General features: G+C 51.7%; 8 protein-coding genes and 1 pseudogene. 3 read left to right on the top strand and 6 right to left on the bottom strand.

Annotated elements, in window-relative coordinates; genetic code table 11:
• Positions 1-12 precede the first annotated feature (12 nt).
• Positions 13-759, bottom strand: coding sequence for a HesA/MoeB/ThiF family protein (locus GJV52_RS03890; protein WP_100564296.1), 747 nt, complete (start codon positions 757-759; stop codon positions 13-15).
• Between the two features lie 119 nt (positions 760-878).
• Positions 879-1379 carry a cyclic pyranopterin monophosphate synthase MoaC gene (gene moaC, locus GJV52_RS03885; RefSeq protein ID WP_095502437.1) on the bottom strand — a complete coding sequence of 167 codons (501 nt, stop codon included), beginning with the start codon at positions 1377-1379 and terminating at the stop codon, positions 879-881.
• A gap of 289 nt (positions 1380-1668) precedes the next feature.
• Between moaC and ppc the strand changes: the two genes are divergently transcribed.
• On the top strand, positions 1669-4371 hold the full coding sequence (gene ppc / locus GJV52_RS03880) for a phosphoenolpyruvate carboxylase (RefSeq protein WP_100564294.1): 2703 nt from the start codon (positions 1669-1671) through the stop codon (positions 4369-4371).
• Between the two features lie 126 nt (positions 4372-4497).
• On the opposite strand, the gene GJV52_RS03875 is transcribed toward ppc, so the two are convergent.
• From GJV52_RS03875 to GJV52_RS03865, 3 genes are all read right to left on the bottom strand, one after another.
• Positions 4498-5457, bottom strand: coding sequence for an IS30 family transposase (locus GJV52_RS03875; RefSeq protein WP_154143172.1), 960 nt, complete (start codon positions 5455-5457; stop codon positions 4498-4500).
• A gap of 96 nt (positions 5458-5553) precedes the next feature.
• Positions 5554-7842: a TonB-dependent receptor gene (locus GJV52_RS03870; RefSeq protein WP_100564624.1), complete on the bottom strand. Its 2289-nt coding sequence runs from the start codon at positions 7840-7842 to the stop codon at positions 5554-5556.
• 89 nt (positions 7843-7931) lie between these two features.
• Positions 7932-8738, bottom strand: a complete 807-nt coding sequence (locus GJV52_RS03865) for an integrase core domain-containing protein (RefSeq protein ID WP_154212858.1) — start codon at positions 8736-8738, stop codon at positions 7932-7934.
• A gap of 53 nt (positions 8739-8791) precedes the next feature.
• On the opposite strand from GJV52_RS03865, the pseudogene cls reads away from it, so the two are divergent.
• Positions 8792-9826, top strand: a pseudogene (cls, locus tag GJV52_RS03860) (cardiolipin synthase); the annotation flags it as partial.
• Positions 9827-9950: 124 nt separating this feature from the next.
• Here cls and GJV52_RS03855 read toward each other — a convergent pair.
• Positions 9951-11477, bottom strand: a complete 1527-nt coding sequence (locus tag GJV52_RS03855; protein WP_100564529.1) for a surface lipoprotein assembly modifier — start codon at positions 11475-11477, stop codon at positions 9951-9953.
• A gap of 154 nt (positions 11478-11631) precedes the next feature.
• Between GJV52_RS03855 and GJV52_RS03850 the strand changes: the two genes are divergently transcribed.
• Positions 11632-12651, top strand: coding sequence for a transferrin-binding protein-like solute binding protein (locus GJV52_RS03850; protein ID WP_100564527.1), 1020 nt, complete (start codon positions 11632-11634; stop codon positions 12649-12651).
• Positions 12652-12675 lie beyond the last annotated feature (24 nt).

Raw genomic sequence — 12675 nt, 5'->3', positions numbered from 1 at the left:
TTTATATTTGCATCAATGTTTTCCACACACACGGCAATCAGGATTTTTTTCGAATTCAAATTTCTGCCAATCGCCCGATAAACCATCATACACACGCAGGCAGCCGTGTTGAGCGGTGCCACTGCCCATCAGGATTTTCAAGGCTTCGGCGGCTTGGCAGGTGCCGATGATGCCGACCAAAGGCGAGAACACGCCAAATAAAGCGCAAGCGCCGTCGCTGGCGGAATTGCCGTCAAACAGGCAGGCGTAGCAGGGCGAATCAGCCAAATCGGGGCGATACACGGCAAGCTGGCCTTCAAAGCGCACCGCCGCGCCGGAAACCAATGGCGTGCGCGTGGCGACGCTGGCGCGGTTGACGGCTTGGCGCGTGGCGAAATTGTCGCAGCAATCCAAGACGATGTCGGCGTGTTGCAATAATTCGGTTAAGCGTGTTTCATCGAGCGCTTCGGTGATGATGTTAATGTCAACCGCGCTGTTAATCGCGTTCAGACGGCCTGCCATCACTTCGGCTTTGCTGCGGTCGATGTCGGCTTCAGTGAACATGATTTGGCGTTGCAGGTTGCTGTCGTCGATGGTGTCGAAGTCGGCGATGGTCAGGCGGCCGATGCCGGCGGCGGCGAGATAAGGCAGCGCGGCGGCACCAAGTCCGCCGCAGCCGACCACCACGGCGTGGGATTGCAATAATTTTTCTTGGCCTTCAATGCCGATTTCGTCTAGCAGAATATGGCGGCTGAAGCGTAAGAGTTGGGCATCATTCATGGTATCGTTTGAGGCCGTCTGAAATGTTTCAGACGGCCTTTTTAAATAAAAAGCCTGCGCCGATTATAAAGCAATCGTGCAGACTTGGTGGAATAGGAAAACGGTAATTTTATCGCTGTTTAGTAGTCGATATTTTCAAAATCGTTGTTAAACAGGAAGTTGCCGCTTTTGCCGCCGGTTTTTTCTTCCAAATGGATTTGGGTGATGGTCATGCTTTTATCGACGGCTTTCATCATGTCGTAAATGGTCAAAAGCGCGATGTTGACACCGGTGAGCGCTTCCATTTCCACGCCGGTTTGGCCTTCGGTGGTGGCGGTAACGGTGGCTTTGACGCGTGCCAGTTCGACATCGACATTAAAATCCACGCGCACATGGGTCAGTGAAATCGGGTGGCACAACGGAATCAAAAAGCCGGTTTGCTTGGTGGCCTGAATCGCGGCTACACGCGCCACGCCCAAAACATCGCCTTTTTGCGCGGCATTGTCGGCCAAGATACCGATGGCTTGCGGACTCATATTAATCACGCCGCTGGCACGGGCGGTGCGGGCGGTGGAAGCCTTGCCGGAAATATCCACCATGTGGGCTTCGTTGTTTTCGTTTAAGTGGGTCAAGTCTAACATTGTCGTTTCCTGAAATGTGTCGGCCAAAGCCGGTTTTGTTTATCAATGCGTGAATGATGGCATTTTAAGCTATTTTTGGTTTAGGGAATAGGGTTTACGCGGATTGGGTAATCATGAGGCCATCTGAAAATCTGCATTCTATCGCGATATTAATAATGAAATAAAAATCGCCTTATGCGAAAAGAAACAGGCGCATGGCTTGAGATAAGCGGCATTATTATCATTGTAGCGGTTTTCCTAATCCTGCTATACAATGGAATCGTCTAAGCTTGAAATAAGAGAGAAAAATATGCAGCTCCATATTCTGAATAACCCGAAAGACGCGGCGCTGGCCGCTGATGCCGAGTTTTTGAAACAATGCTTGTTTAACTTGTTGCACCAAGAAGCATCGCCATTGGTGGTGGAAATTGTGAAGCAGTTATCCACATCTGACGATACCGGCGCGCTGATTGAGAAGGTTTTGCCGCAGCTTGATGAGCAGCAGGCACACGATTTGACCTTGGCTTGCGGTTTATTCGCCCAAATTTTGAACATTGCCGAAGACGTCCACCACGAGCGCCGCCGTCAAGTGCATGAAGATGCCGGCCACAACACCGCCGACGGCAGCTTGGCCGAAACCGTGCGCAAACTGCGTGCCAATAAGGTTGACGGCAAAACGGTGCAACAACAATTAAATGCAACCAATGTCACCGCCGTCTTGACCGCGCACCCGACCGAAGTGCAACGCCAATCGGTATTGCGTTTCAACCGCCGCATCCGCGCATTATTGCCGCAGCGTGAGCGTTGCACCAATGCCGAATCGTTGGCCGACTTGCGCCGCGACATCGAAACCATCTTGCTGGGCTTGTGGCAAACCAGCGAAACGCGCCAATACAAATTGAGCGTCAACGACGAAATCAACAACGGCGTCAACATTTTCCCGATGAGCTTTTTTGAAGCACTGCCGAAACTCTACCGCGGCATGGAACGTGATTTTCAGACGGCCTATCCTGATGTGGAAGTGCCGGATATTCTGAAAATCGGCGGCTGGATTGGCGGCGACCGCGACGGTAATCCGTTTGTGACTGCCGAGACCCTGCGCCACGCGTTTACCCGTCATGCCGATGCGGTGTTCCGTTGCTATCGCGGCGAATTGGATGGGTTGTATCACGAGCTGCCGTTGTCTACACGCCGCGTAAAAGTGAATGATGATGTGATGGCGATGTCGGATGAATCGCCAGATGAAGAAATCGCCCGTTTGGAAGAACCTTACCGCCGCGCGATTGCCTACATCATGGCACGCGTGATGGGTAAGGCTCGCTCATTGGGTTTGGGCATGGGCTGCCATTTTGGTTTTGGCGAACCGTATGCCAACGTGCAGGAATTTATTGCCGATTTGCAAAAGCTGCAACGCTCGTTGCGCGACAACGGCAGTGCCTTGATGGCCGAAGGCCGCTTGGCCGATTTAATCCGCCTCGCATCGGTATGCGGCTTCAATATGATGCCGTTGGATTTGCGCCAACACGCTGAAAAACATGGCGATGTGGTGGCGGAATTGTTCCAGCATGCCGGTTTGGAAGATTATGCGAATTTATCGGAAGAAGAAAAGCAAACCGTGTTGCTGCGCGAATTGCAACACCAACGTCCGTTGTACAGCCCGTTTGTGACGTACAGCGAACATGCCCGCCGCGAATTGGCGATTTTCTCCGAAGCGCGCAAAATCAAAGACGAATTTGGCGAGCAGGCGATTACCCAAAGCATCATTTCCAACTGCGAGCAGCCGAGCGATTTGCTGGCCTTGGCCTTGTTGCTGCAAGAATGCGGCTTGTTGCTGATTGAAAACGGCAAACCGAAAAGCCGCATGAACATCGTGCCGCTGTTCGAAACCATCGAAGCCTTGGAAAACGCCTGTCCGGTAATGGACAGAATGTTCGGTTTGGAATGGTATCGCGAATTGGTGATGAGCCGCGACAATATTCAAGAAATCATGTTGGGCTATTCCGATTCCAACAAAGACGGCGGCTATGTGACCAGCTCATGGTGTCTGTATCAAGCCGAATTGGGCTTGGTGGATTTGTTTAAGAAATACGATGTACGCATGCGCCTGTTCCACGGTCGTGGCGGCAGCGTCGGCCGCGGCGGTGGCCCTTCTTACCAAGCGATTTTGGCGCAGCCTGCCGGTTCGGTGGCCGGTCAAATCCGCATTACCGAGCAGGGCGAAGTGATTACTGCCAAATATGCCGACCCAAGCAATGCTCGCCGTAATCTAGAAACCTTGGTGGCGGCTACTTTGGAAGCGACTTTGCTGCCCGACCGCAAAGACCCGGATCCGAAACTCATGCAAGCCTTGTCGGACATTTCCTTCAAATATTACCGCGAGCTGATTACGCACGAAGATTTCATCGATTACTTCCTGCAAACCAGCCCGATTCAGGAAATTGCCACGCTGAACTTGGGCAGCCGCCCGGCCAGCCGCAAAACCTTGGCGCGGATTCAAGACTTGCGCGCGATTCCATGGGTGTTCTCATGGATGCAAAACCGCCTGATGCTGCCGGCTTGGTATGGCTTCGGCAGCGCGGTAGAGACTTTGTGTCAGCAAGATCCGTCGAGCATGGCGGTAATGCAAAATCACGCCAAACACAATCCGTTCTTCCAAGCCATGCTATCGAACATGGAGCAGGTGATGGCCAAAACCGACATTACCTTGGCGGAAGACTATGCCGAATTGAGCGAAACGCCGGAAAAAGCCGCGGCCATTTTCCAAATGATTAAAGCCGAATACCTGCGCAGCCGCAAAGCCCTGCTGGATATTCTGCAAACCACCGAGCTGTTGAGCGACAACCGCAGCTTGGCGCGCTCGCTGGCCTTGCGCATTCCGTATCTGAATGCCTTGAACGGCTTGCAAGTGGCGATGCTCAAACGTTTGCGTCAAGACCCGAACAACCGCCATGCGTTGTTGATGGTGCATTTGACCATCAACGGCGTGGCGCAAGGTTTGCGTAATACCGGTTAAGCTTGGGTGAAACAAGGCCGTCTGAAGATATATACTTTCAGACGGCCTTATATTTTGTATGAAAATGATTCATCCCAACATGCCGATTTTTCAGACGGCCTTACATTCGCATTTCAAGTGCAACGCTCAAATGCCATTGGCAAGGGCTGCTGAAAACAGATCACCCGGTGTCTCATAGTCCAATGTCTTTCTCGGTCGGCGGTTAAGGGCCTCCTCAACCGCTTTAATCTTTTTAGCACCCAGTTTCCTAAAATCCGTCCCCTTTGGGAAGTATTGTCTGATCAGCCCGTTGGTATTCTCCACCAAGCCTTTTTCCCAAGAATGGTATGGACGGCAGAAGTAAGTTTCCGCACCCAGGGCTTTGGCAAAGGTTTTATGTCGGTAAAACTCTTTACCGTTATCCAAAGTAATCGTTTGAATGATATCTTTAAACGGCTTCAATGCCCGAATCACTACCCGGGCTACATCTTCTGCTTTGAAATTGCTGATTTTGCGGATAACGACAAATTTGGTTTTTCTTTCAACAGCAACCACCAGTCCGCTTTTTTGATCTTTACCGACAATGGTGTCCATCTCGAAATCGCCGACCCGCTCTTTTTGATCGACAATGGCAGGTCTGTGTTCAATGTCGGTTCTGTCCGGTACGCTGCCTTTTGTCCATGCACCGCTGCCGTATTTTCTGCGGTAGGGTTTGGAAACGATACGCAGATGGGTGTACAGGTCGCCGCCGTTTTGACGGTCTTTGGCGAGATAGCGGTAAAGGGTGCTGTGGTGCAGTTTGATGTGTTGATGTTTCAGCAGGTAGCCGCAGACTTGTTCGGGGCTGTATTTTTGGGTAATCAGTTTGTTAACAGTCTGTTTGACGGCAGTAGTCAGTTTGGTTGGCTTTTTGTTTTTCTTTTTAACTTCGCTTTGCTGTTGTGCTTTTCGGTAACAGTAGGTTCCGTTGACGGAATGCCGTCTGATTTCCCGACTGACGGTGGCGGGATGACAACCGATGTTCTGTGCGATTTGGTTTAGGGGTAGGTTGCGGTAATGTCTGGAAATGTAGTATCTTTGGTGTGAGGTCAGTTGTGTGTAGGCCATATTGCAATCTTTCTTGTCAGGAAAGGCAGTATACTACCGCATACTGGCCTTTTCTGTTATTGGAAATTGCACTTATTAGGCGAATGTAAGTTCCGTTTAAAACTTCCAACCTGCGCCTATGCTGATGCTGCGTCCCATTTGCGGCGTGTGGGACAAAAAGCTGCTGTGGGCGTAAGCGGATTGGTTCAGCAGGTTGTCGGCGCGGATGAAGCCGTACCATTCGCCGTGTCGTGCCGGTTTTCGGTAATGGACGGCGGCGTTGAGCATGTGGTGGCCGGGGGTGGGGGTTTCGTAACGGGCGGTTCGGTTTTGGGTGAACAGGCGGTAGTAGTCCAGTGTGGCATTCAATTGTTCTGTGGGTTGGAACCGGAAATGTACGCCGACTCTGGCGGCCGGGACACGTGGGGCGTTTTGGTCGGCTTGGACGATGTGGCCTCTTTTGCCGTATGCGTCTTCCCTGCCGGGCAGTGTGGGCAGTTTTTTCAGACGGCCTTTGACGTAGTCGCCCGACAGTCCGATGCGCAAACGGGGATGGGCTTGGTAGTGGATTTCGCCTTCTGCGCCGTAAAAGTCTGCACCCGACTGGTTGTAGCGGATGAGTTTCATCTCGCTGTCGTCTTCTATGGATTTGGGGCCGCGGCCGTCGTTGAGGGTTTGGGCGTAGATGTAGTTTTGGAAGCGGTTGCGGTAGAGGCTGATGTTGTATTGCCAGCGGCTGCCTTCATAGCCCCATCCCAGCTCGAGGTTGTTGGAACGCTCTTTCTGCAGGTGTTTGTTGCCGACTTCAAAGGTGTTGGTGGCGACGTGTTTGCCGTGTGCGTAAAGTTCCTGCGTGGACGGCAGGCGTTCTTGGTGGGAGGCGGTCAGGCTGAATTTGTGGCCGGGGGCGAAATGCCAGTTGCCGGCAAGGGCAAACGAGCGTGCGGTTTGGCGGTGCGCGCCTAAGTCGGGAAGCGGTTGGTTGAAGTAGTTTTCCCGTTCGATCAAATCCAAATCGTAACGGATGGCGGCTTTTTGCTTTTCTACCCGCATCCCGGCTTCAAGTTGGAAGTCGTCCCAGTCGAGCTGTTCGATGCCGAAGAGGCTGTAACGTTTGGTTTGGTTGTCGATCAGCATGGGCTGGCGCAGGCTTTCGGGGACGGCGGACAAGGCACTGCTTTTCTGGGTCAGGTATTGTATGCCCCAACTGCCTTTCAGACGGCCTGTCGGGCGGTGGCGCAATTCAAGGCGGATGTTGGATGTTTGGTTGTTGAAGAAGTTTTCTGCGGTATCGCCGCTTTTTTCTTGATGGCGGTAGTCGGTGTGGCCGATGTTCAGTCGCAGGGTGTCGAAACCGGGCAGGGGCTGTTTCAGTTCGGCACGGATGTCGTAGCGTCTGCTTTTCAGGTCTATCCAAGGTCTGCCGTTGTGGGTGTGCGCATGGCCGTCGCCCTCTTCGTGAACACCGCAGCTCAAGCCGGGATTGTCGTAATCGACATCTTCTTCGGTCAGCAGGTGGGGATAAAGTTGCAGATAGCGTTTGTTAATCAGGCTTTTCTGCCAAATGATGTCGGCGTGGCAGTCGTCGTAGAGGTGGCTGTGTGCCGGCAGTCCGTATTGGTCTTTGCGGATGCTGTACGCGCCGCCGATAAAACCGCCTTCTCCCACCCAAGACAACCCGACGCTGCCGCTTTGCGAGTCGGCGCGGCTGTCGGGCAGTCTTTTCAGACGGCCTCGGGCATCGTGATAATGCGGCACGGCATAGTCGGACGATTTGCGCCACAAGCCTTCCGTGTGCAGCACTATATGTTTGCCCAAACCTATATCTGCCTGTCCAGCATACAGTTTTTCCAAACTGCCGCTGCCGAAACGTGCCGTCAACTCACCATCCACACCGCCGGCTTCGGGCATTTTTTCGGGAATTTTGTTGTCGGCAACATCCACCAGGCCTGCCACATTGCCCGAGCTGTACGCCAGCGTAACCGGCCCGCGCAGAATTTCTACCTGTTTGGACAATACGGTATCTACCGTCAAAGCATGGTCGGGCGAAAAATCGGCCATATCGCCGGTTTCGCCGTGATGGTGAAGCACTTTAATCCGTCTGCCGCCCTGTCCGCGTATCACCGGCGCAGACGCACCGCCGCCGTATTGATTGGCATGAATGCCCGGATTGCCATTGAGCGCGTCGCCCAGGTTTACCGCCTTCTGTTTGAACACGCTGCCGTCGATAATCCTGTCGGACACGCCCAAACCGTGCGTCAGTCCCGACGACACCCGCGCCCTGCTTTTGGCAACCACGTCCACCGTTTCCAATTCGACAGCATCGTTTCCACCATCTGCCCAAGCATGGTTCAAACCGATTAATAATAGTGAAAAAACAATGGGTTTTAAGGAATTTTGCATCATCTTCAGTTTCTCTTTTTATTGATATGAGGCGTTATTATATAACATTGCATTCGAAGATGATGTTTATTTGTAGGAAATCATCGCGTTGTTTACACCACAAGTTGAGAAAAATAAGCCTGCAAGACCTCAAACGGCGTATCGCCGTTCAAACTGCGGTGCGGCTTCACAGTGTTATAGAAATTAACAAAGCGGCACAACTCCTTTCGCCGGTGTTCCGGACTGTCAAACAACTGTTTCTCATGCCACATCTCCATCAGGGTGCGGATAACCCGTTCCGCCTTACCGTTGGTCTGCGGACGGGCAACCCGGGTAAACTTTTGACCAATCCCGTTCTCATAACAGGCTACACCGAAAGCATGGTTGGCTGAGCCTTTATATTCCGTACCGTTGTCGGAGTAAACGCACTCAATCAGGTATGGGCAAGGATCAATCAGGTGTTCGGTCAGAAACTTGGCAGCACTGTCTGCGGTTTTGTCCGGCAAAATGGCGGCGTATAGCTCCCTTGAGAAATCGTCAATGGCGACAAACAGGTAATCCCGCTTATCGGTGGCTTTCTGCCCTTTGAGCAGCGGCAGCCGTTTGGTATCGAGATGTACCAGCTCTCCGGGATAGGATTTATTGTAGCGTTTGGCCTGCCTTTTGAGTTTTTCCTGAATGCCGCGTTCTACCTTGGCCAGGCGTTTCATTCCGTACTTTGCCTGTTTGAAACGGTTGTTGGTACTGGTTTGGGGTTTGAGCAATCTGCCTCTTGCGGCTTTAAGTGCGCGGTAAATGGTGACGCGGCTGACTTGGTAGCGGCGTGCCAGGGAGGTGACGCTTTCCTTTTCCTGCGTGTAGGCCAGCCAAATGGCTTGGCGGTGGTGCGGGGTGAGACGGGTGTTTTTGTGCATGTTCATGTTTCAGTATTCTCCTGGAAATACTGTAAACAACGCTACTAGTTTCTACATTTATCGATCCGAAAGGTCGTATCGAGCATCTGCTCGAAGCGGTGGAACAGGCAGCCGCGCGCGGGGTCGATTGCGCTATTCTCGCAGATGACGTCGGCAGCAGCCGTTTTTTTAAAAGCGCGTGGTACAAGCGTTTGCGCCGTGCCGGCGTGCAAATCGACAAAGCGCTTCCCGTCGGCCTGCTGCGTACATTGTTTACGCGCACCGATTTGCGCAATCACCGCAAAATTATGGTGGTGGATGGCAAAATCGGTTATACCGGCAGCTTCAATCTGGTTGACCCGCGCCTGTTTAAGCGGCATTCGGGCGTCGGCGAATGGGTGGATGTGATGATGCGCTGCACGGGTTCGATGGTGTTGGAATTGTCGGCGGTGTTTTTTGCCGATCTGGCGGTGGAAGACGATGAAAACCTGCAAGGTATCCAGCAATATCTGACCGAACATCAAGACCGCATTCCGGCAATGCTGCCCGAAAAAATGAAACAGGGCAATATTGTGGCGCAAGTGATTCCCTCGGTGCCGGAACAGGGCGAGCATGTCATTTACGAAACCATCATCAGCGCCATTCATTCAGCCACGCGTCAAATCACCATTACCACACCTTATTTCGTGCCCGACGAACCGCTGCTGATGGCATTGACTGTTGCCGCCAAACGCGGTGTGGACGTGACGCTGATTGTGCCGGCCAAAGTCGATTCGCTGATGGTGCGTTACGCCTCGCGCGCATATTATCCGCTGCTGCTTTCCGCCGGCGTCAATCTGACGTTGTTTGACGGCGGCCTGCTGCATACCAAAACCATGACCATCGATGACGATTACGCCTTGTTTGGCACGGTCAATATGGATATGCGCAGTTTTTTCCTCAATCTGGAAATCAGTTTGGCGATTTACGATAAGGAAATGACCGCCAAAATTTATGCCTTGCAACAAAGCTATCTGGCTGACAGCCATTGCATTACGGTCAAGGGCTGGCAGCAGCGCTCCAAATGGTGGGTATTGGTAGAAAGCACTGTGCGGCTGATGAGCCCGTTGTTGTGATGCGATGATCATGGCAAAATAATTTGACGTATTGCCAATGGCAAACATGCCGTCTGAAAAGCTTGGACTTTCAGACGGCATGTTTTTTATGAACAAGATTTATATATTCAAATCTTTAGATTGTTCAGAACGATTTCTCCAATTCGACAAACAGGCGGCTTTGCTTTTGTTCGGCCCATTTGTGCGTGCTGCGGGTGCGGCTGTGTTCGAATGTCAGACGCGGCATGATGCCGTGGTAGCTGATTTTCGGGTGAGCCAGCGAAGCGCTGAAAAAGGTTTCTTTATTGCGTTGGCGCTCGGGCGTGAAATCGGTGTTGAAGACACGGCCTTTGTAACGGCGGTCGGTATAGCCGGCGCGCAGGCGGCTGGCCAATCCGCCCAGCGTCGGCCATGCGGCAAACCAGCCGGCGCTCAGGCTGTGGCGCGTGTGGGCGGTGTGGTTGGTGCGGCCGTCGATTTGCGTGTGTTTCGGGCGGAACGTGCCGTTGCCGTAACCGGCGAATACCAAATCGTTTGCGCCCAACTGATAGGCCAGCGAACCGAAAAGCTGCGCATGGCGGCCGTCGTAGTAAGTAGACTTTTGTTGCGGGCGGTAGCTTTGGCGGTAGAGCTCGCCGGAGGCATAAGCCTGCAGACGCGGCGTGATGCGGTGGCTCCATGCCGTCTGAACGCCGACAGCATGCGCAAACATATTCATATTCAAAGTGTGTTCGTCGGTCGGTTTGTCGGCAAATTCATTGCTGCCGGCCAGCTGCGCCTGATAAAACGGCAACACGCTCAGGCTGCTGCGCGCATTTTGATAGTACCAACCCAAATAGCTGCGGCCGAATGCATGGTCATATTGCGATTTTTTGTCCAAATAATAGCTGGTGCCGCTGATGCGGTTGCGAAACGTCAGGTTGTGATGGCCTTTGAGCGGCGTATTTTTTTCCAATTCGGCATGATAATGGATGCCGGTGGCGTTTTCAGCCTGTTCGGTCGTGCAGCCCAGATAAGTGCAATAAGCCGGTGCAGCATTATTGATATTGCGGTCGTAAGAAACGCTCAAGCCGCCGTTGAGCTGCCAATCATCGGCTTCATCGATTTGCGCCCGATAACGTCGGATATTGTCGGCTACGGCCTCGGGCAGATTTGCGGTTTGCGCGGTTTGGGCAAACAGACGGTCGGATTCCTGCCATTGCTTGTCTTCAAACAATAAAGCAGCATAATCCAATGCGATGCGGGCGTCTTGCGGATGTTGGCGGTTCAGACGGCCATAAGTTTCCAGCGCTTGCGGATAATCGCCCTGATTGCGCGCCACCATGCTTTCAGCTCTGGCCAGCAAAACTTTGTCGGCCTGCGGCTGACGTCGGTAAACGGCGGTCAGCGCTTCCAAAAGTGGCGGATGGTTGCTGTTGACCGCCTGTTGCAACATCTCTTCCAATAAAGCAGGATTGCGTGCCAATTCTTCATCATTGACTTGACGGACATTTACCGCTTCATTGGGTGCGGCAGATGCGGCCGAATCTTGTTGCAGCGTTTCCAGCCATTGGTGTTGCTGAACCGATTCCGCCGCTTGTTCGCTGCGACGGTCGCCGGCGGGCAGGTCGGCCGCAAAGCTATGGGCTGTAGCCGCCAGTAGTGGAAATGCAAGGATTTGTGAAATATTCATCGGGCAAGTGTTAAAAAGTTATAAAAATCATTTGCAATTATAACGGGTTTTTGGTATATTTGCTACATGTGAATAGAAATAGTTTCTATTCGAAACTTTCAAAGCCAACCATGTAATCAAATGTTGCCCGAAATACGTTTGGGCGGGAGAGTATATGACTATTTTATTTTTCAGACGGCCTGCAATTGCCTTGGCCGTAGCCGCTTCGCTGTCTGCTTGCGCCGGTGGCGGCAGTGTTTCAGAGCCTAAGGTTTTGGTGGAAATGCCGGTGTTGAAAAGCCTGGATACCAAGAGCGATAAAGTCAAAGCTCGCAAAGATGATGCTGAATTTGAAACTATTGCAACCAATGGTGGCTCGGTACATAAATACAATGTGACTGAAAAGGTCAAGTCAAGCCGGAGTGACAGCTATTATGATAAAACAGACGAAGTGGTTGTCTATACCACTGCTGATGGTAAATCCTATCAGTTTAATCAATTCAATACTGCCATGCGTCCGGATTACTCTTCTCCGAGCAAAACTTATCCGACCAAGCAAGTGATGCAGCCGACTGAAGACGGCGGCAAAATTTTTGCCTGCTGCACGAACTCGCGTGTTGACCAGCCGGCAACTTATGTGAAAAGCAGCTATTTTGGTGCTTGGATGGATAAAAATGGCGTTGTTAGTTTGTTTAGCGGAGGTATTTTAGCTGATAAAGACTATATGCAAGGTGGGGCTAAAGCTAAGGGTGTTAAAGGTGAGGCAACCTACGATGTTATTGGCTATCGTGTGAAAAACGGCGAAATTGTCAGCTCTTCTTATACGCCTAAAGATTCTTCTAAAGAACAAGTGTCACGGCTTACCGTGAACTTTAATACCGGTGAATTAGGCGGCACCATTATTGGCAATAGTGATTTTGGCGATAGTGTGACTTTTGATAAAGTAAGTGTTGAAGGTAATAAATTTCATGGTACTGCCAAGTCTGGTGAGGTATCTGGCAAAGTAAACGGTGCTTTCTATGGTAAGGTCTATAAGGGTTATTATGGTGACACAATCCGTGAATATGCAGGCAAAGAAATTGGTGGCACAGTTAATTTCGACAATAAAAATTTAGATACTGTTTTCGGCGGTTCGCGTACGAAGGTTGATACAACAACGGACAGTAAAGACTTGAGCCCGGTTGTAGGTAAATAACAAACAAAACATTAATTATTAAGA

This window comes from Neisseria brasiliensis (genome assembly GCF_009671065.1).
Classification (GTDB): Bacteria; Pseudomonadota; Gammaproteobacteria; order Burkholderiales; family Neisseriaceae; genus Neisseria; species Neisseria brasiliensis.
Note: the sequence above shows the minus strand (reverse complement) of the source record. Positions and strands in the feature narration are given on the sequence as shown.

Coding starts and splice junctions, on each gene's coding strand:
- GJV52_RS03865 (WP_154212858.1), bottom strand. CDS start 8,738: ATGAACATGCACAAAAACACCCGTCTCACCCCGCACCACCGCCAAGCC.
- GJV52_RS03855 (WP_100564529.1), bottom strand. CDS start 11,477: ATGAATATTTCACAAATCCTTGCATTTCCACTACTGGCGGCTACAGCC.
- moaC (WP_095502437.1), bottom strand. CDS start 1,379: ATGTTAGACTTGACCCACTTAAACGAAAACAACGAAGCCCACATGGTG.
- GJV52_RS03850 (WP_100564527.1), top strand. CDS start 11,632: ATGACTATTTTATTTTTCAGACGGCCTGCAATTGCCTTGGCCGTAGCC.
- GJV52_RS03870 (WP_100564624.1), bottom strand. CDS start 7,842: ATGATGCAAAATTCCTTAAAACCCATTGTTTTTTCACTATTATTAATC.
- ppc (WP_100564294.1), top strand. CDS start 1,669: ATGCAGCTCCATATTCTGAATAACCCGAAAGACGCGGCGCTGGCCGCT.
- GJV52_RS03875 (WP_154143172.1), bottom strand. CDS start 5,457: ATGGCCTACACACAACTGACCTCACACCAAAGATACTACATTTCCAGA.
- GJV52_RS03890 (WP_100564296.1), bottom strand. CDS start 759: ATGAATGATGCCCAACTCTTACGCTTCAGCCGCCATATTCTGCTAGAC.